Consider the following 25,758-nt stretch of genomic DNA (forward strand, 5'->3'; position numbering starts at 1 on the left):
ATGCTGAATGTACTGACCGTCCCTGCGTTCAATGACAACTATCTGTGGATCATCCACGATGGCAATCATGCCGCAGTTGTCGATCCGGGCGATGCCGCGCCTATCCTGGCCGCATTGAATGCGCACAAGCTGTCGCTGGTTGCTATTCTACTGACACATCATCACGCTGACCATGTCGGCGGCGTCCCCACCTTGTTGCAGCACGCAAAGGTGCCGGTCTACGCGCCGCGCAACGACCGCATTGCCAATGTCACGCAATCGCTGGGAGAAGGCGACACGGTCCGCGTTCCAGAACTCGATCTGACGCTGTCGGTGCTCGATGTGCCCGGCCACACGCTGGGCCACATCGCCTACTTCGCGCCGGAGCAGCACTGGCTGTTCTGCGGCGACACGCTGTTCGCCGGCGGCTGCGGCCGCATGTTCGAAGGCACGCCGAAGCAGTTTCTCGCCTCGCTCGACAAGCTGGCTGCCCTGCCGGACGATACGAAAGTCTATTGCGCGCACGAATACACTTTGTCCAATCTGCGCTTCGCACAGGCCGCAGAACCTGGCAATGACGCCATCGACATGCGCCTGCAAGACGAACAGCACAAACGCGACAACAACGTGCCGACCGTGCCGTCGACGATCGGGCTGGAAAAGGCGACCAATCCTTTCCTGCGCACGCGCGAAGCCGGTATCGTCACGCAGCTGGCGTCGGCCGGACGTGCGGCCGGCAACGATCCGGTCGCCGTCTTCGCTGCGTTGCGCGAGTGGAAGAACAATTTCCGCTGACACAACGCAGAGGCATATCGTAAAGCCGTCTGGCGATGCGCCGTCGACCTCCCCGTCTGCGCATCCGCCTTGATCTTTTGCTATCTTTCCCGGCTGCAAAGCCTTGCCAGCTCTACAAATCCGCTTGACGCAGGAAAGCAGCTTTCCTTACACTCGGTGATTATTTTTTCAGCCGGCTAATCATGGGTCGGTCATTCTGCGAGACCCCATGCATCCGTCCACACCCAGCCGACTGTTCAAGACTCTTTGCATCGCCGCATTTTCCTTCCTGTTCTCCGGCATTTCCCACGCGAGCGATCTGTCGCTACCGCCTTATGACTGGGCCAAGAATGCCGCCCTGCAGAACAACCCGGAGCTCGCCAACGATCCGCTCAGCCAGTTCACCGTCGACAGCGACACCGATATCTGGATGCGCATCCGTCACGGTTTCGCGATTCCCGATCTGGTCGACAACCCGCTGGTCAACACTCAGACCACGTGGTACGCCTCCCGCCCGGATTACATCGCCCGCACGACGAAGCGCGCTTCGCTCTATCTGTATCACGTCGTCGAGGAACTGGAAAAGCGCAACATGCCGACCGAACTCGCGCTGCTGCCCTTCATCGAATCGGCCTTCAATCCGCAAGCCTATTCGTCGGCCAAGGCTGCCGGTATGTGGCAATTCATTCCGTCGACCGGCCGCAGCTACAACCTCAAACAGAACCTGTTCAAGGACGAGCGCCGCAGCGTCATCGCATCGACCGATGCCGCGCTGACCTATCTGCAGAATCTGTACGACATGTTCGGCGACTGGCAACTCGCGTTGGCAGCCTACAACTGGGGTGAAGGCTCGGTGCAGCGTGCCATCAAGAAAGCGGAGCGTGCCGGCAAGCCGATCGATTTCAACAGCCTGTCGGCCTACATGCCGGCAGAAACACGCAACTACGTACCCAAGCTGCAAGCCGTCAAGAACATCATCGCCAGCCCCGAGGCTTACAACATCGTGCTGGAGAAGGTAGACAACGAACCCTACTTCGTCAGCATCGCCAAGACGCGCGACATCGACGTCAAGCTGGCCGCGCAACTGGCCGAGATCCCGATGGATGAATTCAAGGCGCTGAATCCGCAATTCAACCGCCCGGTCATCACCGGCAGCAGCACGACCGAAATCCTGCTGCCGCAAAGTAACGCCGAAAAGTTCAAGACCAATCTGGCGAAATGGACGCATGCGCTGTCATCGTGGACTGCACACAAGATCACCAACGCACGCGAACGTATCGAAACCATCGCCGCCAAGTTTCATACGACCCCGCAGGTAATCCGCGAGGTGAATCACATTCCGCCGAAAATGGTGCTGAAGGCAGGCTCGACGATTCTCGTCCCGCGTACTGCCGACATGCAGAAGGACATTACACAGGAAGTCGCCGACAACGCCATGCTGGCCATGGCACCGGAGGTGCCGGAAGGCAAGCGCATCCGGTTGACGGTCAAGAGCCGCGATACCTTGTGGTCGCTGGCGAGCCGTTACAAGGTTTCCGTCGCACAAATTCGCGACTGGAACAACCTGAGCGGCAATCATTTGTCGGCTGGGCAAAAACTGGAACTGTATGTGCACGCAGTTCGCAATGCCAAGAGCCGCAAGGCAAAAACGGCACGCCATGCATCCGCTGGCAAGATCAGAACCGCAGCTGCCAAATCCGGCAGTACATCGCATGCCAAGGCAAGACTGGTTTCCGCTCGCGCAAGCGACAAGATCGCCATCAAGTAAAAGAAATAAGCGCCTGGCGCGGCGCATGTGGCATGCCGCGTTGCCGGACCGCCAGGTAGTTTTTCCTTCAGCCTTTTCGCTGTCTTTTATGCGGCGATACTTTTTCCCGCATCGGCATAGACTGCCGCTGCCAGCAGGCGCTGCGTGTAGGCTTCGCGCGGATGCGACAGCACTTCCATCGCCGCGCCGCTTTCCACCACCTTGCCATCCTTCATCACCATCACGCGATGCGCCATCGCACGCATCACGGCCAGATCGTGGCTGATGAATATATAGGCAATGCCGTATTTGCGCTGCAGGTCGGCCAGCAGCACCAGAATCTGCTGCTGCACCGAGACGTCCAATGCCGACGTCGGCTCGTCCAGCAGCACCATTTCCGGCTTCAACACCAGCACGCGTGCGATTGCAATACGCTGACGCTGGCCGCCGGAAAATTCATGCGGATAACGCGACATCATCGCCGGTGACAGGCCGACTTCCGTCAGGACATCCGCCACCGCACGGCGCACGCCGTCCTGCCCCAATTGCGGCTGATGCAGCGCCAGGCCTTCGCCGACGATCTGCTCGATCGTGCGACGCGGCGACAGCGAAGCGAACGGATCCTGGAATACGATCTGCATGCGTGCCCGCAACGGCCGCAATTCACGGCTCGACAATCGGCCAAGATCGCGGCCATCGAAATCGACTTCACCGTTCACGCGCGCCTGCGACAGTCGCAGCAAGGCCAGACCCAGCGTCGATTTGCCGGAACCGGATTCGCCGACGATGCCTAGCGTCTCGCCACGCTTCACCGTGATCGTCACGTCATCGACGGCAACGAAGGGTTCGCGCTTGAGCCAACCCTTTTTGATGTCGAAGGTGCAGCGCAGGTGTTCGCCTCGCAGCAATGGCACCGTTCCGGAAGACGTCTCGTCGACAAGACGGTGCGGCTGGCTTGCCAGCAGTTTCTTCGTATAAGCTTCGCGCGGTTGCTCGAACAGTTCGGCAGTCGGGGCGACTTCCACCATCCGCCCTTTTTCCATCACGCCGACACGATCGGCGAAATGGCGCACCAGATTCAGATCGTGCGTGATCATCAGCACGGCCATGTTTTCCTCGCGCTGCAATCGATTCAGCAGTTCGATGATCTGCACCTTGATCGTCACGTCCAGCGCCGTGGTCGGTTCGTCGGCGATCAACAGCTTGGGCCGGCAAGCCAGTGCCATTGCAATCATCGCGCGCTGGCGCTGGCCCCCGGACAATTGATGCGGGTACGACAGTGCGCGCCGCTGCGGTTCCGGAATACCGGTCTTGTCCAGCAGTTCGACGGCGCGCAAGGCTGCCGCTTTCGCGCTCAAACCTTCGTGCAGCATCAGCACTTCGGCGATCTGGTTGCCGATCGTGAACAGCGGATTGAGCGCCGTCATCGGTTCCTGGAAGATCATCGCGACATCCTTGCCGCGCACGGCGCGCATCGCCGCCTCGCTGCGTTTCAGCAGGTCGTCGTCCTCGAACAGGATGCTGCCGCCATAAGTTGCATCCTGATTCAAACGCAGAATGGACAGTGCCGTCACCGTCTTGCCGGAACCGGATTCGCCGACCAGCGCGAACTTCTCGCCGGCAGCAATCGAAAAGCCCACATCATCGACGACTCGCGTGCCGTCAAAGGCCACCGTCAGATTGCGTACGTCAAGCAGACTCATGCGCGCCTCCGCACATCCAGCGCATTGCGCAAGGCATCGCCGATGTTCGTCAGCAGCAACAGCATTACCGTCAGCACGGCAAACGTGGAAACTGCAATCCACCATGCATCGAGATTGTTCTTGCCCTGTGCCAGCAGTTCGCCAAGGCTTGCCGTACCCGGCGGCACACCGAGGCCCAGGAAATCGAGGCTGGTCAGCGACAGGATGGCCGCGCTCATGCGGAACGGCAGGAAGGTGACGACCGGCGTCAAACTGTTCGGCAGCACGTGGCGCCAGATGATCTGCCGGTTCGACAGGCCCAGCGCGCGCGCTGCCTGCACGTATTCGAGATTCCGGTTGCGCAGGAAATCGGCGCGTACGTAATCGGACAAACCCATCCAGCCGAACAGCGACAGCAGGATCAGCAGCAGGCCGATGCTGGGCTGGAAGATCGACGCGAAGATGATCAACAGGTACAGCTCCGGCATCGAGCCCCAGATTTCCATGAAGCGCTGGAAGAACAGATCGGTACGTCCGGCGAAATAGCCTTGTATCGCGCCGGTCAGGATGCCGAGCAGCACGCCGGTCACCGTCAATGCCAGCCCGAACAGCACCGACACACGAAAACCGTACAGCAGGCGCGCCACCACGTCGCGGCCTCGATCGTCTGTGCCCAACCAGTTCTCGGCCGACGGCGGCGCGGGGTTCGGCGATTTGGCGAAATAGTTCAGCGTGTCGTAGTGATAGCGATTCGGCGGATAGATCGCCCAGTTACCATCCTTCTCGAACTGTTTCTCGATGAAAGGATCGAGATAGTCGGCCGGCGTTTCGAAATCGCCGCCGAATTTCTTCTCCGAATAATCGTGGAAAACGGGGAACACGATCTCGCCGTCGTAGCGCGCAACCAGTGGCTTGTCGTTCGACACAAGTTCGGCGAACAGGCTGAGGAAAAACAGCACGCAGAAAATGATCAGGCTCCAGTAGCCGCGTCGGCTACGGCGAAAACGCAGCCAGACGCGCTGCCCCGGCGAGATCGCCGTGCCCGAGGCCGGAATCGAAGCCGAGATCGAAGCCGGAACCGCAGAAGTAGAAACGTCGCTCATCGATTCAGGCTTTCGAACTGCAGGCGCGGATCGGCCCAGACGTAACAGAGATCGCCGATCAGCTTGACCACCAGGCCGATCAGCGTGAACAGGTACAGCGTGCCCATCACGACCGGATAGTCGCGGCGGATCACCGATTCGTACGACAGCAGGCCGAGCCCGTCCAGCGAAAATAGCGTCTCGATCAGCAGACTGCCGGCAAAGAAGGCGCCGATGAAGGCGGCCGGAAAACCCGTCACCAGCGGAATCAGCGCGTTGCGGAACACGTGCTTGTACAGCACCGTGCGCTCGCTTAATCCCTTCGCACGCGCGGTCAGCACGTACTGCTTGCGGATCTCTTCGAGGAAAGTGTTTTTCGTCAGCATCGTCATCACCGCGAACGAACCGGCAACCGATGCCGTAACCGGTAATGCGATATGCCACAGGTAATCCAGCACCTTGCCCACCAGCGACAGCTGTTCCCAATCGTCCGACGTCAATCCGCGCAACGGGAACCATTGCACGAAACTGCCGCCGCCGAATATCACCAGCAGGAACACGCCGAGGATGAAACCCGGAATCGAATAACCGATCAGCACGATCATGCTGGTGATCGCATCGAAACGGCTGCCTTCACGTACCGCCTTGGCGATCCCCAATGGCAAGGAAATGAAATACGTCAGGAAGAATGTCCACATGCCGATCGTGATCGACACCGGCAGTTTGGAAACGACCAGTTGCCAGACATCCATGTGATGATAGAAGCTCTGCCCCAGATCGAAGGTCGCGAAGCCCTTCAACATCTGCCAGAAGCGTTCTGCGGGCGGCTTGTCGAACCCGTACAACGCCTTGATTTCGGCCACACGTTCTGCATCGATACCCTGCCGGCCGCGGTACTGCGCCCCGCCACCGCTGGCTTCACCGGCCATGCTCGTTTGCTTCAATTCGGTCAGTGCCTGCTCGACCGGCCCGCCCGGTACGAACTGGATCACCGCGAACGTGATTGCCACCACGCCGAACAGCGTTGGCAGCATCAGCAACACGCGCTTCAATATGTAGGACCAGATATTCATCGCGTCTCCTTCATCTTCCCTACCTCAGCGCGGCGCACTCTGCCACCACGTACTGATCACGTAGGGATCGGCACGGTAATACAGCGGTAACCGTTCCGGCATGCCGAAGCGGTTCCAGTAAGCAATGCGATGCGTCGACGAATACCAGTGCGGAATGACAATCGCCTTGTTCAACAGCACGCGATCCAGCGCGCGTGCTGCAGCCGTCAATTGCCGGCGCGTATCCGCCTTCACCAAAGATGCGACCAGGCTGTCGACCGCCGGATCCTTCAGCCCCCAGTAATTGCTCGATCCTTTTTCGTCGGCTGCCTTGGAGCCGAACATGTCGAACATCTCGTTGCCCGGACTGTTGATGTCCGGGAAGCGCAGACTGGTCATGTCGAAATCGAAATCGTCCATCCGCTGCTGGATCAGCGCGTAGTCGGCAGTACGCTGCGTGACCTGGATGCCGAGCTTCTGCAGATTGCGTGCGTAGACGCTGATGATGCGCGACATCGCGCTCTGGTCATCGAGGATTTCGAACGTGAATGGCTCGCCCTTCACGTTGCGCAACGCGCCGTCGCGATACGTCCACCCGGCCTGCCGGAACAGTTCGACTGCTTCCAGCAGATTGGAACGCAGCGAATGCGGCGGCGTTGTCGTCGGCGGTACCGGTGCCGGACCGAACACGGCCGGATCGAGCCTGGCGCGCAACGGCTCCAGCAACGCCAGTTCATCGGCAGACGGCAGGCCGGTCGCCGCCATCGGACTGTTGTTGAAGAAGGAATAGATGCGCGTGTAAGAGTTGAAGAACAGCTGCCGGTTCAGCCATTCGAAATCTAGCGCCAGCCCCAGTGCGCGGCGCACCCGCACGTCCTGGAACTGCGGGCGACGCAGGTTCATGATGAAACCCTGCATACCGGCAGTGTTTTCATGCACAAATTCGCGCTTGACGATACGGCCCTGCTCGAACGGCTTGCCCTGATAGCTGCGCGTCCAGTTCTTTGCGCTGTATTCGACGACGACATCGAACTCGCCGGCCTTGAATGCTTCCAGCCGCGCCAGATCGTCCTTGTAGAAGCGATAGTGGATGCGTTCGAAATTGAACATGCCGCGGCGCACCGGCAGATCCCTGGCCCAGTAATCCGGATTGAGCCTGTATGTAATCGCGCGGCCGGTATCGTAGCGATCGATCAGGTAAGGGCCGCTGGCGATCGGCGGCGTCAATTGAATCTTGTCAAAATCGGTGCCCTGCGCCCACTTGCGCGAGAACACCGGCACATCGCCGACCAGCAGCGGCAATTCGTGATTGCGCGATTTGAAGTCGAAGCGCACGGTGCGTTCGTCGACGACCGTGCAACCCTTCACCTCCGCGTAGATCACCTTGAATTGCGGCGCGCCCTTCGCCATCAAGGTGTCGAATGAATATTTGACGTCGGCAGCCAGCACTGGATCGCCGTTGTTGAAACGCGCCTTCGGATTCAGGTGAAAGGTCATCGACAGCCGATCGGGCGCCAGTGTCATGTCGTCAGCCAGCAGGCCATACATCGTCGCGACCTCGTCGGCCGAGCCGGTCGCCAGTGTCTCGAACATCAGGTTGGATACGCCTGCCGCCGCCACACCTTTCAGCGAAAAGGGATTGAACTTGTCGAAACTGGTGCGCCGGTCGGGATTGGCCAGATACAGATCGCCGCCCTTGGGTGCATCGGGATTGACGTAATCGAAATGCGTGAAATTAGCCGGATACTTCGGCGTGTCGTACAGCGAAAAGGCAGGAGCGGCGAAGGCATCGCCACCGTGGGCGAGCAGGAAGACCAGCAGAAAAGTGAAGAAAGTCTGGGCCATGCGCCGCTATCGATCAGATTATTCGGAATGCCCGAGGTGCCGCGATGAAGTTATCGCCGGCTATTCTACAGAAACGCCCGCTCCAGTGGCCGCCGGGCAAAGGTTGCTGATGCGCGCGCCAGCCCCTACAATCCTGTCCATTCCACCGCAACTGCGGCGCAACCGAGACAAACTGGAGTCGTTCATGGCGTTCTTGCAAGGTAAAAAAATCCTCATCACCGGCGTGCTGTCGAACCGGTCCATCGCATACGGCATCGCCGCCGCCTGCAAGCGCGAAGGCGCGGAACTGGCGTTCACCTATGTCGGCGAACGCTTCAAGGATCGCATCACCGAGTTCGCCAAGGAATTCGACAGCGAACTGATCTTCGAATGCGACGTCGGCAGCGACGAGCAGATCGCCGCACTGTTCATCGATCTCGGCAAGAAATGGGACAAGCTGGATGGCCTCGTACATGCGATCGGTTTCGCACCGCGCGAAGTGATTGCCGGCGACTTCCTCGACGGCCTGTCGCGCGAGGGCTTCAAGATCGCACACGACATTTCCGCTTACAGTTTCCCGGCAATGGCCAAGGCTGCGCTGCCGATGCTGAGTTCGAATGCCGCACTGCTGACGCTGAGCTATCTCGGCTCGATTCGCGCCCTGCCGAACTACAACACGATGGGCCTTGCCAAGGCATCGCTGGAAGCCAGCGTGCGCTACATGGCCGAATCGCTGGGCCCGAAAGGCATCCGCGTCAACGGCGTCTCCGCCGGCCCGATCAAGACGCTGGCCGCATCCGGCATCAAGGACTTCGGCAAGATCCTGAACTTCGTTAAGGAAAATGCGCCGCTGCGCCGCAACGTGACGATCGAGGACGTCGGCAACGCATCGGCCTTCCTGCTGTCCGACCTGGCGGGCGGTATCACCGGCGAAATCACCTATGTCGACGCCGGCTTCTCGCAGGTCGTGCCGGGCATGGGCGGCGAATAATCGATCCAGAGCATCACCGATACGGCAAAAACGGCACCTGTTGGTGCCGTTTTGTTATGTATTCCCCGTCAACGCAGAATGTTTCTCTTCATGCATTGAATCGTCGTATCTGCAACACGCCTCGACAGCGCACGGTCTCCCGGTGTAGAATGCAAACCTTGCGTTGCGACAGGCAGCGCATTTTGCAGCATCGCGAACCGTTTAGCAGTAACGATAAAGCCCTCCCGCCTATCAGGTGTCGAATTCAGACACCGTCCCGGCGCAAAGCTTTTGTGCCGGAATCTCTCCCAGATTTTTTCACGCTGTTTCGTTGGTTGGCGTTGCATTTTTGCGTACGCGATTTTTCATGATGACGGTCTGCACCGCCGGCCTCGTCACGAACGTTCGCAGCGCTGATTTCACGAAAGAAGATATGACTTTTGAATCACTAGGCCTCCATCCGTCCGTCCTCAAGGCATTGACCGAAGCCGGCTATACCGAGCCGACGCCAGTTCAGGCGCAGGCTGTTCCAGCCGGCATCGAAGGCCGCGACATGATGGTGTCCTCACAGACCGGCTCTGGCAAGACTGCAGCATTCATGCTGCCGGCCTTGCACAAGTTCGCCGCTCAAACCGAGACGCAACCGCAAAACGGCAAGACACCGAACCAGCAGGCGCAAGCAGCGCGTTCGCGCGGCGAACGTCCGCGCTTCAAGGCTGCACAACCGAAAATGCTGGTACTGACGCCAACGCGCGAACTGGCATTGCAGGTGACGACTGCGACCGAAAAATACGGCACCTACATGCGCCGCGTGAAAGCGGTATCCATTCTCGGCGGCATGCCTTATCCGAAACAGATGCAGCTGTTGTCGCGCAATCCGGAAATCCTGGTTGCAACGCCAGGCCGTCTGATCGATCACATGGAGTCGGGCAAGATCGATTTCTCCGAACTGGAGTTTCTCGTTCTCGACGAAGCCGACCGCATGCTGGATATGGGCTTTGTCGACGACATCGAAAAGATTGTCGCAGCCACACCGGAAACACGTCAGACGATGCTGTTTTCCGCCACGCTGGACGGCATGGTCGGCAATATGGCCAAGCGCATCACGAAAGATGCGCTGATCATCCAGATTGCCAGCTCTGCCACCAAGCACGAGAACATCCAGCAGCGCGTGCACTTCGTCGACGACCTGTCGCACAAGAACCGCATGCTCGATCATCTGCTGCGCGACGAAACGCTGGACCAGGCAGTGGTCTTCACCGCCACCAAGCGCGATGCCGACACCATCGCCGATCGCCTGAACATCGCCGGCTTCGCTGCCGCTGCGCTGCATGGCGACATGCATCAGGGTGCGCGTAACCGCACGCTGAACGGTCTGCGCCGCGGCCACATCCGTGTGCTGGTCGCCACCGACGTCGCTGCACGCGGCATCGACGTGCCGGGCGTCACGCACGTCGTCAACTACGATCTGCCGAAATTCCCGGAAGACTACGTGCACCGTATCGGCCGTACCGGCCGTGCCGGCCGCAAGGGCATCGCCGTCTCGCTGGTGAACCACGCGGAAGGCATGAATGTGAAACGCATCGAGCGCTTCATCAAGCAGACGATCCCGGTCGAAGTCATCGAAGGTTTCGAGCCGAAGCGCACCTCGGCGCCACGCTCCGGCAACAAGCCGGGATGGAAACCGGGCGACGGCCGCGGCGGCTACAAAGGCAACGGCAGCCAGCGCACGTTCTCCAAACCGGGCGCGCCGCGCCAAGGTCAAGGTGGTCCGCGTCAGGGCGATGGTTATCAGGGTCGCAGGGACGGCAACGGTGGCAATGGCGGTGGCGGCGGTTTCCGCAACGGCCCGCGTCCGGATGGCAATACCGGCGCACCACGTCGCTCCTACGACGAGCGTTGATCGATACTGATCGTCGTTTCTCTAAAAACGGGCCCTGCGGGGCCCGTTTTTCATTTCAGCCGTCGGTAACAGATGTAAAGAAATGCTTCCTCCTTGGCAAAGAACGCCTTGCAAGCCTATATTTCAGATGTCTCATTCAGACCAAAAGCAACCCATGAAAACCTTGCTCGCTCTTGCTGCTGCAACCGCCATCGGCGTCACCGCCGTCCTGCCGCTTCCTGCCGCTGCCCAGGTTGGTGTCAGCATCAGTATCGGCACCGCGCCGCCACCGCCACGATACGAACCTGTGCCATCACCACGAAGCGGCTATGTGTGGGCGCCCGGTTACTGGGACTGGAACGGCCATGCCCACGTGTGGGCGGGAGGCCACTGGGTGCAGGCACGCTCCGGATATGACTACGAACCGGCCGCCTGGTATCAGGAAAACGGCCAGTGGTATCTGCGCAAAGGGAAATGGAAACAGGGCAAGCACGGCTACCACTGTCCGCCGGGGCAAGCCAAGAAAGGCAATTGCTGACGGTTAGCCTCGACAACCGGCGCATTCAGGCGCCGGTTGTCTTTTCCGCCATCCGAACGACCAGGTAATCGACAAAGGTACGCACCTTGGCCGACAAGTGTTTACGGCTGGGATACAGCGCATAGACCCCGATTTCCGGCGGCCGAAAATCGGGCAGCAATGCCACCAGCCTTCCAGCATGCAAATCATCGCCGACGATGAAATGCGGCTCACGGATGATGCCTGCACCGTCCAGCGCTGCCGCCAGCAACATCTCGCCATTGTTCACGCGCATCGGGCCAGCGATCCGTACTGCATGCCGTTTGCCGTCGCCGCCCTCCAGCACCCATTCTTCGCCGGTACTGGCATAGCTGTAAATGAGACAGGCATGCTCGCGTAGCGCTTCCGGCGTTGCCGGCGTGCCGCGTCGCCCCAAATAAGACGGAGCAGCACACAACACCACGCGCTCGGTTGTCAGCTTGCGGGCAATCAATTCCGATTCCGGCACATAGCCGACACGGATCGCCAGATCGTAGCCATCCTCCACCAGATCGACGCGACGATCCGACAAGGTCACATCCAGTTTCACATCCGGATAACGCTGCATGTAATCGTTCAGCAGCGGTGCGATGCGAATCCTGCCGAACGAAACCGGCATCGTCACGCGCAGCGTGCCGCGCGGCATCGCCGTCAACTGCCCTGCCACCTGCTCGGCCTCTTCCACGTCCGCGAGAATCTGCACGCAACGCTCGTAATAGGCGCTACCCGATTCCGTCAGGCTCAGCTTGCGCGTGGTGCGATTCAAGAGGCGCGTACCAAGATGATCCTCGAGATGCCCGACGTATTTCGAGACGACAGCCTTCGACAAATCCAGTCGCGTACCGGCTGCCGTAAAACTTTCGGTCTCCACCACCGCGGCGAAGACACGCATACAGTTCAGAATGTCCATTATCAACAATATGGAAACAATTTTTATCAATATAGCTTATTTATAAATGCACTGGAGACGCCTATGCTGCAAATACACAGTAAAAGGAAACGCAAAAACGCATGACCTTCGTCGTCACCGAACCCTGTATCGCCTGCAAATACACCGATTGCGTGGTTGTCTGCCCAATGGATTGCTTCTTCGAGGGGCCGAACTTCATCGCCATCCATCCGGACGAATGCATAGATTGTTCGATGTGCGTGGCCGAATGCCCGGTCGGTGCCATCGTCGGCGATCGCGAATTGCCGCCGGAGCAGCAACATTTTCTGGCCCTGAATCGCGAACTGGTCGAGCAGCCTGGCTGGCAAAGGCTGACCGCGCGCAAAGAGCCGCTGCCGGATCATGCACAGTGGGCTGCCGTTGCCGACAAATTCGATGAACTGAAACGATAAGGAATCGCCATGAGCGCACATCAATACCGCATCACACTCGACTACCTGGGCGGCAAGCATGCCGGCCCGGAAGCGCACGAACCGCTCAGCTTCGAAGCCGGCAACCATGACGACCTGTTCGTCATCATCGAACGCGTGCGCGCGGCCGGCCTGGCTGATGCAGACGAAGCGACTGCCCTCGCCCTCGGCATGAAGCTGTTCGGCGAAGTCATGCTGGCGCATCGCAAGGATCCGCTGTTCGCCCCGCTGCAGCCGGCATTTCGCGAATTCATCGGCGCCTTCAAGCAGCGCGTGCAGAGCGGCAACGAAGGCCAGCCCCAACCCTTGCAGTAAGACCGCCATAGAGCAAACCGGAGGATGCACATCATGACCGACACACGCCTGCCCACGCTTTTCATTCCGCACGGCGGCGGTCCATGCTTCTTCATGGACTGGCCCGGCGATCCGCACATGTGGGATCGCATGGCCGCCTTCCTGCGCCGCACAGGAGAAGCGCTGCGGCCACGCGCCATCCTGATCATCTCCGGCCACTGGGAAGAAGAGGCGTTCACCGTCAACGCGCAGCCGCAGCCATCGTTGCTGTATGACTACTACGGCTTTCCGCCCGAAACCTACACGCTGACCTATCCTGCGCCCGGTGCGCCGGCGCTGGCCGCGCGCGTGCAGCAACTGCTGACCGATGTCGGGCTGCCGACGGCTGCCGACACGCAACGCGGCTGGGACCATGGCGTCTTCATCCCGCTGAAAGTCATGTATCCGGATGCCGATATTCCAATCGTCCAGCTATCGATGCTGCGCGGTCTCGATCCGCAGATGCATCTGCGTGCCGGCCAGGCATTGCAGGCGCTGCGCGACGAAGGCGTGCTGATCGTCGGCAGCGGCATGAGCTTTCACAACATGCGCGGCTTCACGCCTGCCTTTCGCGAACCGTCGGCACGTTTCGACGACTGGCTGGCCGACGTGGCCGATGCCGGCGCAATCGAACGCAATGCCCTGCTGCAGAACTGGCAACAGGCACCGCATGCACGCGACGTCCAACCGCACCCCGATCACCTGCTGCCACTGATGGTTGCAGCCGGCGCTGCCGGAGCCGACCCAGGTCGGCGCATCTATCGCGATACGGTGATGAATGTGGTCGTCTCCGCGCTGGCCTTCGGCGATTTTCCGTCGGCACAATCGCAACAGGTGTCGCCCTGACTTGCCGGCTTTCCGCAAGGATTGACAGCAGTGCAACACCTGCCGTCTATCCTTGCGCAATCCTTACGAATACGTGGGACAAACCACACGGCGCCTGCATCATCCGGCCGTTTTTCTTGACAAGACTGGCGCAATTCCCTAAAGTTAGCTGTATGTTTTCCGCATATATCCTCTCCGCACTCCAGCTCGCCGGCATCCGCCAGGCAGGGCTATCGCTGCGACTACTACGCCTACGTTAATCAGGCGTTTCCCCGGCTGCGCGCTCCAAGCCTCCTCAGCCACCAGTTTCCTCCCGTTGTTGTATAGTTTTCGTTTCGGCCCGTTTGCCGACAGATTTACCGGATTCTTTCCAGCCATGCCCGTCAAGCCCTTTTCAGTCATGCGCATCAACCGCGATCCGAGCGCCGGAACGGCGATCTCGCGCGTCCGCGTTCGTTTTGCGCTGCTACTGCTACCGATCGGTTGCCTGACCTAGCGCAAGTGGCAGTCAGGCAGCCCCATCGCCACGCCTGACATGCAATCCCGAATATCGATGAACGTCACCAAAACAGGACGTTCGCAGCAAAGAAATCAAAAGGAAAATTCATCATGATGCTCAAGAACCCGGCAACCAAATATCAAGCCTTCCCCGTCGTCGGCCTCAAGGACCGCACGTGGCCGAACAATGTCATCAGCAAACCGCCGATCTGGATGAGCACCGACCTGCGCGACGGCAACCAGGCGCTGATCGATCCGATGGATTCGGCCAAGAAACTGCGTTTCTTCGAAATGCTGGTGAAGATCGGCGTCAAGGAAATCGAAGTGGCCTTCCCGTCCGCATCGCAGACCGACTTCGATTTCTGCCGCAAGCTGATCGAAGAAAAACGCATCCCGGACGACGTCACCGTCGAAGTATTGACGCAAGCGCGTGAAGACCTGATCCGCCGCACGGTGGATTCCGTCGTCGGCGCGCGCCGCGCGATCGTCCACATGTACAACGCGACCGCGCCTTCGTTCCGCAAGATCATGTTCAACATGAGCAAGGAAGAAGTGAAGGCGCTGGCCGTCAACGGCACCAAACTGATCCGCGAACTGACCGACGCGCATCCGGAAACCGAATGGGTCTATCAGTATTCGCCGGAAGCCTTCAGCATGACCGAGCTGGATTTCGCGAAGGAAGTCGTCGACGCCGTCTCCGAAGCATGGGGCCCGACGCCGGAACGCAAGATGATCGTCAACCTGCCGGGCACCGTCGAAGCCAGCACGCCGAACGTCTACGCCGACCAGGTCGAATGGATGCACCGCAATATCGAGCGCCGCGATTCCATCATCATCAGCCTGCACCCGCACAATGACCGCGGCTGCGCCGTCGCCGCCGCCGAACTCGGCGTGATGGCCGGTGCCGATCGCGTCGAAGGCTGCCTGTTCGGCAACGGCGAACGCACCGGCAACGTCGACCTCGTCACGCTCGCGCTGAACCTGTACACGCAAGGCATCGATCCGGGACTCGATTTCTCCGACATCGACGTGATCCGCCAAACCGTCGAGGAATGCAACCAGATTCCGGTACACCCGCGCCACCCGTATGCCGGCGATCTCGTCTTCACCGCGTTCTCCGGTTCGCACCAGGACGCGATCAAGAAAGGCTTCGCCAAGCAGAAGGCCGACGCAATCTGGGAAGTGCCGTATCTTCCAGTCGATCCGGCCGACCTCGGCCGCAGCTACGACGCCGTCATCCGCGTCAACAGCCAGTCCGGCAAGGGCGGCATGGCCTATCTGCTCGAACAGGAATTCGGCCTCGTCTTGCCGCGCCGCCTGCAGATCGAATTCAGCCGCGTCGTGCAGCGCGTCACCGACGAAACCGGCCGCGAAGTCGTCGCCGGCGACATCCACAATATCTTCAAGCAGGAATACGTGGATGCGATGACGCCCTACTTCTATCGCAGCCACAAGCTGGTCGATACGAACGGCAACATCGAAATCGAAGTGCAACTGGAAAAAGACGGCAAGCCGATGACGGTCAGCGGCAAAGGCAACGGCCCGATCGATGCCTTCGTCGATGCGCTCGGCCTGGACATCAAGTTCATGGACTTCCACGAGCACGCGATCGGCTCCGGTGCCAACGCCAACGCCGCCAGCTACATCGAACTGCGCGTCAACAACGGCCCGACCCGTTTCGGCGTGGGCATCGACAGCAACATCGTCACCGCCTCGTTCCGCGCCGTGCTGAGCGCCGTCAACCGCGACAGTGCGTCGAACATGAAAGCTGCCTGATACATTAGAACGGGCAATGCAAAAAAGCCGCTGGAATCCAGCGGCTTTTTTTATGCCTGAATGGCGACAGTACCTGTGCAATCGCGTTGACGGGACCATTAGCCAGACTTACCATGAATCAACCCACGAAACCGCAGGCGGCATCATGTCCGACAAAACTCCCGAAGGCAGCAACATCCTCCCGTTCAAGCGCGTCGCCAAGCCTGCTCCACCAAAAGAAAGCGCCATTCCCGAACTGCGCGAACTGCTGTCCGTCTACGACCAACTGATTGGTCTACTGCGCGAAACCGACGACGACAGCCTGCACGCGCTGACCGACAATCTCGTCAAGCTGGTCGTGCATTGCCGTGATGAGATAAAGGATGGCGCGAGCAATGACGCACTATGGGAACTGGTAAAGGAATTACGGAAAGAGTTGCGGGAGATGCCGCAGACTTTGCGGTCATTGCTGCCGGGGATCGGGCCACGACTGGGGGAAAGTATTCAGCAGAAGTTGGGGATTCAGTTTTCCAAATATTAACCAATCAAAAATGACCAATTTCTTTTTTACTTTACTTTTAGGTATAGCTGGTGGATTTACAGTTCATGCAGTCACGATGAAAGTAAGCTTTAAACAACGAACCATAGATAACAAGATCAAAATCTTCGATTCTATTATTGGCACGTGGGTAAAGATGAGGAACTTCGTTTTCGCTCATCATCCCGGACACCCAGTAGACTCTGTCCCCCTTCAAATTTCCATAAATTTTGATCAGATGTATGGGCAATCACAACAACTTATCGGTGAAACAATATTAATTTGCGAGGATGACAATCTAACGTCACTAATCAATACATTAAACGAGCGTATATATAGAACATCTTGGCATCTACTGAATATTCATGAAGTGAATACAGAAATGGAAAAGTTTAAAATTGATGCATTCGATGCCGTGAGAAAGATGCGCCTAGACATAGAAAGAAGTACTCGCTTCGAGCTCTCAGATTTTTTACATATTTATTCTGGTCTTCTCAGAAATAAAAGATAAATTCTTATTTTGCCAGCCTGATTCCCATCACCTGCCATCGCGCCGTCGCCGGAAAAAAATTCCGATAACTGATCCGCGCATGCCCTTCCGGCGTCGCACTTGACGAACCGCGCAGCACATACTGGTTCGACATGAACTTGCCGTTATATTCGCCGAGCGCACCATCAGCCGTTTTGAATCCCGGATACGCGGCATAACTGCTGGACGTCCACTGCCAGCACACGCCGAACAACTGCTTCAATCCCTTGCTGCTACGCGCCGCATGTTCCCATTCCGCTTCGGTCGGCAGGCGTGCGCCAGCCCAGCGTGCATAGGCATCGGCTTCGAAGTACGAGATATGTACAGCCGGCGCGTGCGGATCCAGCGTCTGCAAACCATGCAGGCCGAATGTTTTCCAACCGCCCTCGTCTTTCTGCCAGTAGATCGGACACGCCAGTCCTTCCCTGTTCACCCAATCCCACCCTTCCGACAGCCACATCGCCGGATCGCGATAGCCGCCGGCTTCGATGAAAGCCAGATATTCGCCGTTCGTGACGAGGCGCAATCCAAGCTGGAAACGTTCGACGAACTGGCGATGGCACGGCAGCTCGTTGTCGAAGCAGAAACCATCGCCTTCGTGACCGATCTCGACAATGCCGGCATCGAACTTCAGCCATTGCAGCGGTTCGACAGGCGCGTGTGCCGCAGGCTTTCCGTTCGCATAAGCGGGAAACAGCGGATTGCAGGAGAACAGATGCAGCACGTCGGTCAGCATCAGTTCCTGATGCTGCTGTTCATGCTGCAAGCCAAGTTCCACCAGTTGCGCCAGTTCCGCATACGCGTCGGTACCGGCATGCGAGGCCAGCAATGCCTGCATGCGTGCATCGACATTGCGGCGGTAGGCAATGACTTCCTTCAGCGCAGGGCGCGTCAGCAGGCCGCGCTTCGGGCGCGCGTGCTTATCGCCGACGCCGTTGTAATAGGAATTGAATAAAACGCGGAAAGCGGAATGGAAAGGCTTGAAATTGCGTTCGCGTCTTTCCAGCAGAAAGGTTTCGAAAAACCATGTCGTGTGCGCCAGATGCCATTTGATCGGGCTGGCGTCCGGCATCGATTGCGCACAGCAATCTTCCTCGGATAACGGCGCAGCCAGTTCCAGCGAATGCGCGCGCACCTGGGCAAAACGGCACGCGAGCGGATCTATCGTGTTGAGAGGAAGGCGGTCGGCTTGTGCATTCATGTTAGCCCCTGATGTGGCAGGTCGGCCCTGCCTGAGTTTGTTCGATAGCGGAAACGGATTCGACCCGTTTCCGGTAAATGTTGTTCCGAAATGCCGTTGCGATCAAGCGGCGCGCGCGTGGCAGACAAGGAACCAGCCGGCAGGATCGGTCCATGCGGCAACATCGCCGAATCCCGCCTGCCGCAGCATGGCGATGAAATTGTCCTGTGTGTATTTATAACTGTTTTCGGTATGTATGCGTTCGCCGCGTGCAAACTGGCGTTCGCCGCCGGCCCAGGAAACGACCTGGTCGATTTCCGATTCCAGATGCATTTCGACACGGCTGCGTTCGACATTGAAAAAGCCGCGATGCCGCCATGCGCGCAATTCGAAATCGGCATCGAGCAGCAGATTCAGGTGGCGCAATATGTTCAGGTTGAATGCAGCTGTCACGCCCAGCGCATCGTCGTAGGCAAGATCGAGCACGCCTTTTTCCTTGACGAGATCCACGCCGATCAGGATGCCGCCATTTGCCTTGTCGCCGTGCATGCAGGCCGCGTGCACGCGCCGCAGAAAAGCCAATGCTTCGTCCGGCATGAAATTGCCGATCGACGAACCGGGATAGAAGAACAGGCGATTGTCATCGTTGACAGCCTCCGGCAGCGCCAGGCCGGATGAAAAATCCATGCCGACGCCAATCATGTCGATCTGCGGAAATTGCATCTGCAAACGACCCACCGCATCGCGCAAGAAATCGACCGAAATGTCGACCGGCGCATATTGCGACGGCCGCAATGCGGGAAAGAGTTTGGCCGCCTTCGTGCAATTGCCGGCGCCCAGATCGATCAGCGTGGCACCGCGGCCGACCGAAGCAGCGATCGCTTCGGCACGCTCGGCGAAAATGCCGGCTTCGGTGCGCGTCGGATAGTACTCGGGGAGTTCGCAGATCGCCTCGAACAGCTTGGAGCCGAGTGCGTCGTACAGATACTTGGGCGAGACATGCGCGTGTTCCGCGTTCAGTCCCGCTTTCAATTCATCGCGGATATCGTGTTGAGGTGTGGTCAGGCATTGGATGAACCGAGTCAATGATTTCTCCCGTATTGAATGGCACCGGACTCGGCCGGTATTCATGGTTGCGCATTATTGCGGACCGCTACTGACAATTACCGTCAGCAGAGCCGTCTGACTAATACGCGCGGCAATCGCAGAAAGTTACAGCCGATGCAGAATCATCGAATCATAATTGATGCTACTCTACTCTGCTTCGCGCCCCGGCGTTCTATCCGATACGGTAGCGGCAAGGCGGCGCGCTTTGCGTTAGGTTACGTACAGAATCAATCAATTACATGAGTTCCACCGCCACAAGTATTCCACGCAAAAGCAGTCTGGCCACGCTGCGCGGCCTGTCGCGTTTCCTGATCCCGTATCGCAAACAGTTTGTACTGGCCGGCATTGCGCTGGTCGTTGCCGCCGCGGCGACGCTGGCGATTCCGTATGCCTTTCGCCAGATGATCGATCTCGGCTTCGGTGCAGCAGGCGCGCAGAGCACGGCGCATATCAACACCTATTTCATCGCATTGTTCGGCACTGCTTGCGTGCTGGGCGTGGCGACTGCGGGCCGCTATTACATGGTGTCGTGGCTGGGCGAACGCGTGACGGCGGATATCCGCGATGCAGTCTACGCACACGTCGTCACGCAAAGCCCGCAATTCTTCGAGACGACGCAAAGCGGTGAAGTGCTGTCGCGCCTGACTACCGATACCACGCTGATCCAGACGCTGGTCGGCACCAGCATCTCGATGGCACTGCGCAACTTCCTGCTGTTCCTTGGCGGCCTCATGATGCTGTTTTTTACCAGCGTCAAACTGACGTCCATCATCCTGCTGATGCTGATTGCCGTGGTGCTGCCCATCGTCTGGTTCGGCCGCCGCGTGCGTTCGCTGTCGCGCGATTCGCAGGATCGCGTAGCCGATGCATCGGCGCTGGCCGGCGAAATTTTGAACGCGATGCCGACCGTGCAGGCGTTCACGCACGAGCGTATCGAGGCCGAACGCTTCGGCGTGTCAGTACAGGAAGCCTTCCTGACCGCCGTGCGCCGCATCCGTGCGCGCGCGCTGCTGACGATGGTCGCCATCCTGCTGGTATTCGGCGCCATCGTGTTCGTGCTGTGGCTGGGTGCGCATGCGGTGATCGACGGCACCATGAGCGGCGGGCAGCTTGGTCAGTTCATCCTGTATTCGGCGCTGGTGGCCGGTTCGATCGGTGCGTTGTCCGAGGTGAGCGGCGATGCGCAACGTGCGGCCGGCGCAGCGGAAAGGCTGCTGGAATTGCTGGCGGCGCAATCCCCTATCGAGCCGCCGGCACAGGCTACGCCGCTGCCGCCGCGTCGCGCCAACGGCGCCTCGCTGATCCTCGACAGCATAACCTTCTGCTATCCGTCGCGCCCCGGTACACCATCGCTGTCGGATCTGTCGCTGACCATCGCGGCCGGCGAAACGGTCGCCATCGTCGGCCCGTCCGGTGCCGGCAAGACCTCGCTGTTCCAGCTGCTGCTGCGCTTCTACGATCCGCAGCAAGGTTCGATCGCGCTGGACGGCGTGGACATCCGCGAGCTGGACCTGCACGACTTGCGCGACACCATCGGCATCGTGCCGCAGGATACGGTGATCTTTTCCGCCAATGCGATGGAAAACATCCGCTACGGCCGCCCGGATGCCAGCGACGAGGAAGTCGTCATCGCTGCGAAGCTGGCCGCGGCGCACGAATTCATCGAACGCCTGCCGGAAGGCTATCTGTCCTTCCTCGGCGAACGCGGCGTGCGGCTATCCGGCGGACAGCGCCAGCGCATCGCGATCGCACGCGCATTGCTGAAGAATCCGCCGCTGCTGTTGCTGGACGAAGCAACCAGTGCACTCGACGCCGAATCGGAACGCCTGGTGCAAGGTGCGCTGGAAGCAGCGATGGTCGGTCGCACGACACTGGTCATCGCTCATCGCCTGGCGACCGTGCAGCGCGCCGACCGCATCATCGTGATGGAGCACGGCCGCATCGTCGAAACCGGCACGCACGCATCGCTGGTGGCACAGGGCGGACTGTATGCGGGCCTGGCCGCGCTGCAGTTCGGCCAGACCTGAGCGCCGATCCTAATGCCATCTGCCCACGCGTTAAAATAGCGTTTTCCTCAATGCCCGCGAGCAGCTTTCCGGCTGCCCGCCCTCTCGAACGGACGATGCATGAAACAGTATCTTGACTTGGTGCGCACGGTGCTCGACACCGGCACATGGCAGGACAACCGCACCGGCATTCGCACCATCAGCATTCCCGGCGCGATGCTGCGCTTCGATCTGCAGAATGACGGCTTTCCAGCCGTCACGACCAAGCGCCTCGCGTTCAAGTCCGTCATCGGCGAACTGGTCGGTTTTCTGCGCGCATCGCGCAGTGCTGCAGACTTCCGCGCGCTCGGCTGCAAGGTCTGGGACCAGAACGCCAATGAAAACGTCGAATGGCTGGCCAATCCATACCGTCTGGAAGAAGACGATCTCGGTCCGGTGTACGGCGTGCAATGGCGCGCATGGCCGGCCTACAAGCTGATCGAGGCCGACAAGAAATCGCAGATCGTGCATGCGCAGGAACGCGGCTTCCGCGTGGTCGGCGTCGTCAAGGATCAGGGCGTCGACAAGGTGCTGCTGTACCGCGCGATCGACCAATTGCGCGATTGCCTGGATACCATCATCAAGAATCCGCAAAGCCGCCGCATCCTGTTCCACGGCTGGAACTGTGCAGACCTGGATGCCATCGCGCTGCCGGCCTGCCATCTGCTGTACCAGTTCCTGCCGAATGTCACGACGAAAGAGATTTCGCTGTGCCTGTACATCCGCAGCAACGATCTCGGACTCGGCACACCGTTCAATCTGGCCGAAGGCGCGGCATTGCTGCACCTGGTCGGCCGCCTCACCGGCTACAAGCCGAAGTGGTTCACCTACTTTATCGGCGACGCGCATATCTACGAGAACCATCTGGACATGCTGAACGAGCAGATGCAGCGCGAGCCGTACCCGGCGCCGCAATTGAAAATCTCGGACCGCATCCCCGACTACGCCGTCACCGGCAAGTACGAACCGGAATGGCTGGACCAGATCGAGCCTTCCGATTTCTCGCTGGAGGATTACCAGCACCACGCGCCGCTGACTGCGCCGATGGCCGTCTGAACGAAAGACCCGCATGTCCCAACTGACCCTCGTCGTCGCCGTCGACGCCAACAACGGCATCGGCATCGACAATCAACTGCCGTGGCACCTGCCGGAAGACCTGGCGCACTTCAAGCGCACCACTTCCGGCCATCCGATCATCATGGGCCGCAAGACCTTCGACTCGATCGGCCGTCCGCTGCCGAACCGCCGCAACATCGTCATCACGCGCAACAAGGACTGGCAGCATGACGGCGTGGAAGCCGTGACATCAATCGCTGCGGCAAAAACGCTGGTCGGCAACGCGCCAGCCTTCATCATCGGCGGCGGCCAGATCTTCGCCGATACGCTGGCCGATGCCGACCGCCTGATCGTCACCCACATCGACAAGACCTTCGACTGCGACGCCTTCTTCCCCGCCATCGATCCGGCGCGGTGGAAGGAAACGGCACGCGAAAACCACCATTCGGATGCCAACGGTTTCGACTTTTCCTACGTGAGCTACGACCGCATCCGCTGACGGCGGGCGGGCAAGGCATCGGGGCGAAATCGTCACGATTCAGTCATATACAACACCGGCGGCATTTGCAGCGGCAAAACTACCGGTTTCTCCCCACAATTTCCGCATATCTGCGAAAATTCGCATTCTTTCGGGCGGCCATCGCCCGGCACGCGCCTTTCCTGCTGGAGACCTCATGAAATTTCGCTTCCCCATCGTCATCATCGACGAAGATTTCCGTTCCGAGAACACGTCCGGACTCGGCATCCGCGCGCTGGCCGACGCGATCGAGAAGGAAGGCATGGAAGTGCTGGGTGTGACCAGCTACGGCGATCTGGCGCAGTTCGCGCAGCAGCAGTCGCGCGCGTCGGCCTTCATCCTGTCGATCGACGACGAGGAATTCGGCACCGGTTCTTATGAAGACACCGACTACGCGCTGAAATCGCTGCGCGCCTTCGTCGGCGAAATCCGTCACAAGAACGCCGACATCCCGATCTACCTTTATGGTGAGACGCGCACCTCACGCGACATCCCGAACGACATCCTGCGCGAACTGCACGGCTTCATCCACATGTTCGAGGACACGCCGGAATTCGTCGCGCGCCACATCATCCGCGAAGCCAAGTCCTACATGGACAGCCTGTCGCCGCCGTTCTTCCGCGCGCTGGTCGAATACGCCAACGACGGCTCCTATTCGTGGCACTGCCCCGGCCACTCCGGCGGTGTGGCTTTCCTGAAATCGCCGATCGGCCAGATGTTCCACCAGTTTTTCGGCGAGAACATGCTGCGTGCCGACGTCTGCAACGCCGTGGAAGAACTCGGCCAACTGCTGGACCACACCGGCCCGGTCGCCGCATCCGAACGCAATGCCGCGCGCATCTTCAATGCCGACCATTGCTACTTCGTGACAAACGGCACGTCGACGTCGAACAAGATGGTCTGGCATTCGACGGTTGCACCGGGCGACATCGTCGTGGTCGACCGCAACTGCCACAAGTCCATCCTGCACTCGATCATCATGACCGGCGCGATTCCGGTATTTCTGATGCCGACGCGTAATCACCTCGGCATCATCGGCCCGATCCCGCTGTCCGAATTCTCGATGGAGAACATCCAGAAGAAGATCGAAGCCAACCCGTTCGCACGCGAAGCGAAGAACAAGAAACCGCGCATTCTGACCATCACGCAATCGACCTACGACGGCGTCGTCTACAACGTCGAAGTGCTGAAGGACATGCTGGACGGCAAGATCGACACGCTGCACTTCGACGAAGCGTGGCTGCCGCACGCCACCTTCCATGACTTCTACAAGGACATGCACGCGATCGGCAAGGATCGCCCGCGCGCGAAGGAATCGCTGATCTTCTCCACGCAATCGACGCACAAGCTGCTGGCCGGCCTGTCGCAGGCGTCGCAGATCCTGGTGCGCGAATCCGAAAAGGTGAAGCTGGATCAGGACACCTTCAACGAAGCCTATCTGATGCACACGTCGACCTCGCCGCAGTACTCGATCATCGCCTCGTGCGACGTCGCTGCCGCGATGATGGAAGCACCGGGCGGTACCGCACTGGTCGAGGAAAGCATTCTCGAAGCGCTGGACTTCCGCCGCGCGATGCGCAAGGTCGAAGCCGAATGGGGCGACAAGGACTGGTGGTTCAAGGTCTGGGGTCCGGACAATTTCTCCGACAACGGCATCGGCTCGCGCGAGGACTGGATGATCCGCGCCGAGGACGAATGGCACGGCTTCGGCAATCTGGCGCCGGGCTTCAACATGCTGGACCCGATCAAGGCCACCATCGTCACGCCAGGCCTGTCGCTGGACGGCAAGTTCGGCGATACCGGCATTCCGGCATCCATCGTCACCAAGTACCTGGCCGAGCACGGCGTCATCGTCGAGAAGTGCGGCCTGTACTCGTTCTTCATCATGTTCACCATCGGCATCACCAAGGGCCGCTGGAACACGCTGCTGACCGCGCTGCAGCAGTTCAAGGACGATTACGACAAGAACCAGCCGATGTGGCGCATCCTGCCGGAATTCGCGCAGGCAAATCCGCGTTACGAGCGCGTCGGCCTGCGCGACCTGTGCCACATGATCCACGATTTCTACAAGGCCTACGACGTCGCGCGCCTGACGACCGAGATGTACCTGTCCGACATGCAGCCGGCGATGAAACCGTCCGATGCATTCTCGAAGATGGCGCATCGCGAAATCGAACGCGTGGCGATCGACGATCTGGAAGGCCGCGTCACGTCCATCCTGCTGACGCCGTATCCACCGGGTATTCCGCTGCTGATCCCGGGCGAACGCTTCAACAAGACGATCGTCGATTACCTGCGCTTCGCACGCGACTTCAACGAGAAATTCCCCGGCTTCGAAACCGACGTGCACGGTCTGGTGACGCGTGAAGTCGACGGCAAGCGCGGCTACTTCGTCGATTGCGTCAAACAGTAAGTTCGCAACAATAAAAAAGGGAATATCCCCAGTCGTTTTAGGGCAAAATCCCAGT

The 25,758-nt window shown here is 59.4% G+C and carries 22 protein-coding genes; 15 read left to right on the forward strand and 7 right to left on the reverse strand.

The genetic code is table 11. From position 1 onward, the window contains the following. Positions 1 to 774 (forward strand): hydroxyacylglutathione hydrolase, encoded by a 774-nt coding sequence (gene gloB, locus IEV40_RS02285; protein WP_188419332.1) that lies wholly within the window; start codon positions 1 to 3, stop codon positions 772 to 774. A gap of 208 nt (positions 775 to 982) precedes the next feature. After that, the gene (locus IEV40_RS02290) at positions 983 to 2,521 is read left to right on the forward strand and encodes a lytic transglycosylase (protein ID WP_188419333.1); all 1,539 of its coding nucleotides are present in this window, start codon (positions 983 to 985) and stop codon (positions 2,519 to 2,521) included. An 86-nt stretch (positions 2,522 to 2,607) separates the two neighbouring features. Here IEV40_RS02290 and IEV40_RS02295 read toward each other — a convergent pair whose 3' ends face one another. The 4 genes from IEV40_RS02295 to IEV40_RS02310 are packed head-to-tail and all read right to left on the reverse strand — an operon-like array spanning position 2,608 to position 8,161. Beyond that, complete coding sequence (locus IEV40_RS02295; protein ID WP_188419334.1) at positions 2,608 to 4,203, reverse strand: ABC transporter ATP-binding protein; 1,596 nt, start codon at positions 4,201 to 4,203, stop codon at positions 2,608 to 2,610. After that, positions 4,200 to 5,285 (reverse strand): ABC transporter permease, encoded by a 1,086-nt coding sequence (locus IEV40_RS02300; RefSeq protein ID WP_188419335.1) that lies wholly within the window; start codon positions 5,283 to 5,285, stop codon positions 4,200 to 4,202. Before IEV40_RS02300 ends, IEV40_RS02295 begins: the two co-directional genes overlap by 4 nt. Then, positions 5,282 to 6,337 (reverse strand): microcin C ABC transporter permease YejB, encoded by a 1,056-nt coding sequence (locus IEV40_RS02305; RefSeq protein ID WP_188419336.1) that lies wholly within the window; start codon positions 6,335 to 6,337, stop codon positions 5,282 to 5,284. The genes IEV40_RS02300 and IEV40_RS02305 overlap by 4 nt, the downstream gene beginning before the upstream one ends. A 24-nt stretch (positions 6,338 to 6,361) precedes the next feature. Continuing rightward, complete coding sequence (locus IEV40_RS02310; protein WP_188419337.1) at positions 6,362 to 8,161, reverse strand: extracellular solute-binding protein; 1,800 nt, start codon at positions 8,159 to 8,161, stop codon at positions 6,362 to 6,364. Positions 8,162 to 8,345: 184 nt separating this feature from the next. Between IEV40_RS02310 and fabI the strand changes: the two genes are divergently transcribed. The 3 genes from fabI (at position 8,346) to IEV40_RS02325 (ending at position 11,530) form a co-directional block, all read left to right on the forward strand. Further along, a complete protein-coding gene (fabI, locus tag IEV40_RS02315) occupies positions 8,346 to 9,131 on the forward strand; it encodes an enoyl-ACP reductase FabI (RefSeq protein WP_188419338.1) in 786 nt (261 codons plus the stop codon). A gap of 412 nt (positions 9,132 to 9,543) precedes the next feature. Beyond that, positions 9,544 to 11,013: a DEAD/DEAH box helicase gene (locus IEV40_RS02320; protein ID WP_188419339.1), complete on the forward strand. Its 1,470-nt coding sequence runs from the start codon at positions 9,544 to 9,546 to the stop codon at positions 11,011 to 11,013. A gap of 154 nt (positions 11,014 to 11,167) precedes the next feature. Further along, the gene (locus tag IEV40_RS02325; protein WP_188419340.1) at positions 11,168 to 11,530 is read left to right on the forward strand and encodes a YXWGXW repeat-containing protein; all 363 of its coding nucleotides are present in this window, start codon (positions 11,168 to 11,170) and stop codon (positions 11,528 to 11,530) included. 25 nt (positions 11,531 to 11,555) lie between these two features. Here the strand turns inward: IEV40_RS02325 and IEV40_RS02330 are convergent, their stop codons facing one another. After that, positions 11,556 to 12,440 (reverse strand): LysR family transcriptional regulator, encoded by an 885-nt coding sequence (locus tag IEV40_RS02330; protein ID WP_229723919.1) that lies wholly within the window; start codon positions 12,438 to 12,440, stop codon positions 11,556 to 11,558. Positions 12,441 to 12,559: 119 nt separating this feature from the next. Here IEV40_RS02330 and fdxA point away from each other — a divergent pair, with 119 nt between their 5' ends. From fdxA to IEV40_RS02360, 6 genes are all read left to right on the forward strand, one after another. Then, a complete protein-coding gene (fdxA, locus tag IEV40_RS02335; protein ID WP_188419342.1) occupies positions 12,560 to 12,889 on the forward strand; it encodes a ferredoxin FdxA in 330 nt (109 codons plus the stop codon). A gap of 9 nt (positions 12,890 to 12,898) precedes the next feature. Continuing rightward, the gene (locus IEV40_RS02340; RefSeq protein WP_188419343.1) at positions 12,899 to 13,222 is read left to right on the forward strand and encodes a DUF3861 domain-containing protein; all 324 of its coding nucleotides are present in this window, start codon (positions 12,899 to 12,901) and stop codon (positions 13,220 to 13,222) included. Positions 13,223 to 13,255: 33 nt separating this feature from the next. After that, positions 13,256 to 14,086: a DODA-type extradiol aromatic ring-opening family dioxygenase gene (locus tag IEV40_RS02345; protein WP_188419344.1), complete on the forward strand. Its 831-nt coding sequence runs from the start codon at positions 13,256 to 13,258 to the stop codon at positions 14,084 to 14,086. A gap of 588 nt (positions 14,087 to 14,674) precedes the next feature. Then, positions 14,675 to 16,339 (forward strand): 2-isopropylmalate synthase, encoded by a 1,665-nt coding sequence (gene leuA, locus IEV40_RS02350; protein WP_188419345.1) that lies wholly within the window; start codon positions 14,675 to 14,677, stop codon positions 16,337 to 16,339. Positions 16,340 to 16,484: 145 nt separating this feature from the next. Next, positions 16,485 to 16,859 carry a hypothetical protein gene (locus IEV40_RS02355; protein ID WP_188419346.1) on the forward strand — a complete coding sequence of 125 codons (375 nt, stop codon included), beginning with the start codon at positions 16,485 to 16,487 and terminating at the stop codon, positions 16,857 to 16,859. A gap of 10 nt (positions 16,860 to 16,869) precedes the next feature. After that, positions 16,870 to 17,367, forward strand: coding sequence for a hypothetical protein (locus IEV40_RS02360; protein ID WP_188419347.1), 498 nt, complete (start codon positions 16,870 to 16,872; stop codon positions 17,365 to 17,367). A 4-nt stretch (positions 17,368 to 17,371) separates the two neighbouring features. Here IEV40_RS02360 and egtB read toward each other — a convergent pair whose 3' ends face one another. Then, positions 17,372 to 18,586: an ergothioneine biosynthesis protein EgtB gene (gene egtB / locus IEV40_RS02365; RefSeq protein ID WP_188419348.1), complete on the reverse strand. Its 1,215-nt coding sequence runs from the start codon at positions 18,584 to 18,586 to the stop codon at positions 17,372 to 17,374. Between the two features lie 102 nt (positions 18,587 to 18,688). Continuing rightward, positions 18,689 to 19,651, reverse strand: coding sequence for an L-histidine N(alpha)-methyltransferase (gene egtD, locus IEV40_RS02370; RefSeq protein WP_229723920.1), 963 nt, complete (start codon positions 19,649 to 19,651; stop codon positions 18,689 to 18,691). A 260-nt stretch (positions 19,652 to 19,911) separates the two neighbouring features. Here egtD and IEV40_RS02375 point away from each other — a divergent pair, with 260 nt between their 5' ends. The 4 genes from IEV40_RS02375 (at position 19,912) to IEV40_RS02390 (ending at position 25,703) form a co-directional block, all read left to right on the forward strand. Beyond that, positions 19,912 to 21,699, forward strand: a complete 1,788-nt coding sequence (locus tag IEV40_RS02375) for an ABC transporter transmembrane domain-containing protein (RefSeq protein ID WP_188419350.1) — start codon at positions 19,912 to 19,914, stop codon at positions 21,697 to 21,699. 99 nt (positions 21,700 to 21,798) lie between these two features. Continuing rightward, positions 21,799 to 22,773, forward strand: a complete 975-nt coding sequence (locus IEV40_RS02380) for a thymidylate synthase (protein ID WP_188419351.1) — start codon at positions 21,799 to 21,801, stop codon at positions 22,771 to 22,773. 13 nt (positions 22,774 to 22,786) lie between these two features. Next, positions 22,787 to 23,272: a dihydrofolate reductase gene (locus IEV40_RS02385; RefSeq protein ID WP_188419352.1), complete on the forward strand. Its 486-nt coding sequence runs from the start codon at positions 22,787 to 22,789 to the stop codon at positions 23,270 to 23,272. A gap of 175 nt (positions 23,273 to 23,447) precedes the next feature. After that, on the forward strand, positions 23,448 to 25,703 hold the full coding sequence (locus IEV40_RS02390; protein WP_188419353.1) for an arginine/lysine/ornithine decarboxylase: 2,256 nt from the start codon (positions 23,448 to 23,450) through the stop codon (positions 25,701 to 25,703). Positions 25,704 to 25,758 lie beyond the last annotated feature (55 nt).

This window comes from Oxalicibacterium solurbis (assembly GCF_014635845.1).
GTDB classification, from domain to species: Bacteria; Pseudomonadota; Gammaproteobacteria; order Burkholderiales; family Burkholderiaceae_D; genus Oxalicibacterium; species Oxalicibacterium solurbis.

Excerpts from the sequence above, each read along its gene's own strand:
- IEV40_RS02360 (WP_188419347.1), top strand. The coding sequence starts at position 16,870 with ATGACCAATTTCTTTTTTACTTTACTTTTAGGTATAGCTGGTGGATTT.
- leuA (WP_188419345.1), top strand. The coding sequence starts at position 14,675 with ATGATGCTCAAGAACCCGGCAACCAAATATCAAGCCTTCCCCGTCGTC.
- IEV40_RS02355 (WP_188419346.1), top strand. The coding sequence starts at position 16,485 with ATGTCCGACAAAACTCCCGAAGGCAGCAACATCCTCCCGTTCAAGCGC.
- IEV40_RS02345 (WP_188419344.1), top strand. The coding sequence starts at position 13,256 with ATGACCGACACACGCCTGCCCACGCTTTTCATTCCGCACGGCGGCGGT.
- fdxA (WP_188419342.1), top strand. The coding sequence starts at position 12,560 with ATGACCTTCGTCGTCACCGAACCCTGTATCGCCTGCAAATACACCGAT.
- IEV40_RS02390 (WP_188419353.1), top strand. The coding sequence starts at position 23,448 with ATGAAATTTCGCTTCCCCATCGTCATCATCGACGAAGATTTCCGTTCC.
- IEV40_RS02385 (WP_188419352.1), top strand. The coding sequence starts at position 22,787 with ATGTCCCAACTGACCCTCGTCGTCGCCGTCGACGCCAACAACGGCATC.
- egtB (WP_188419348.1), bottom strand. The coding sequence starts at position 18,586 with ATGAATGCACAAGCCGACCGCCTTCCTCTCAACACGATAGATCCGCTC.
- IEV40_RS02290 (WP_188419333.1), top strand. The coding sequence starts at position 983 with ATGCATCCGTCCACACCCAGCCGACTGTTCAAGACTCTTTGCATCGCC.
- IEV40_RS02295 (WP_188419334.1), bottom strand. The coding sequence starts at position 4,203 with ATGAGTCTGCTTGACGTACGCAATCTGACGGTGGCCTTTGACGGCACG.
- IEV40_RS02325 (WP_188419340.1), top strand. The coding sequence starts at position 11,168 with ATGAAAACCTTGCTCGCTCTTGCTGCTGCAACCGCCATCGGCGTCACC.
- IEV40_RS02300 (WP_188419335.1), bottom strand. The coding sequence starts at position 5,285 with ATGAGCGACGTTTCTACTTCTGCGGTTCCGGCTTCGATCTCGGCTTCG.
- IEV40_RS02310 (WP_188419337.1), bottom strand. The coding sequence starts at position 8,161 with ATGGCCCAGACTTTCTTCACTTTTCTGCTGGTCTTCCTGCTCGCCCAC.
- IEV40_RS02305 (WP_188419336.1), bottom strand. The coding sequence starts at position 6,337 with ATGAATATCTGGTCCTACATATTGAAGCGCGTGTTGCTGATGCTGCCA.
- IEV40_RS02330 (WP_229723919.1), bottom strand. The coding sequence starts at position 12,440 with ATGCGTGTCTTCGCCGCGGTGGTGGAGACCGAAAGTTTTACGGCAGCC.
- IEV40_RS02375 (WP_188419350.1), top strand. The coding sequence starts at position 19,912 with ATGAGTTCCACCGCCACAAGTATTCCACGCAAAAGCAGTCTGGCCACG.
- fabI (WP_188419338.1), top strand. The coding sequence starts at position 8,346 with ATGGCGTTCTTGCAAGGTAAAAAAATCCTCATCACCGGCGTGCTGTCG.
- IEV40_RS02320 (WP_188419339.1), top strand. The coding sequence starts at position 9,544 with ATGACTTTTGAATCACTAGGCCTCCATCCGTCCGTCCTCAAGGCATTG.
- gloB (WP_188419332.1), top strand. The coding sequence starts at position 1 with ATGCTGAATGTACTGACCGTCCCTGCGTTCAATGACAACTATCTGTGG.
- IEV40_RS02340 (WP_188419343.1), top strand. The coding sequence starts at position 12,899 with ATGAGCGCACATCAATACCGCATCACACTCGACTACCTGGGCGGCAAG.
- IEV40_RS02380 (WP_188419351.1), top strand. The coding sequence starts at position 21,799 with ATGAAACAGTATCTTGACTTGGTGCGCACGGTGCTCGACACCGGCACA.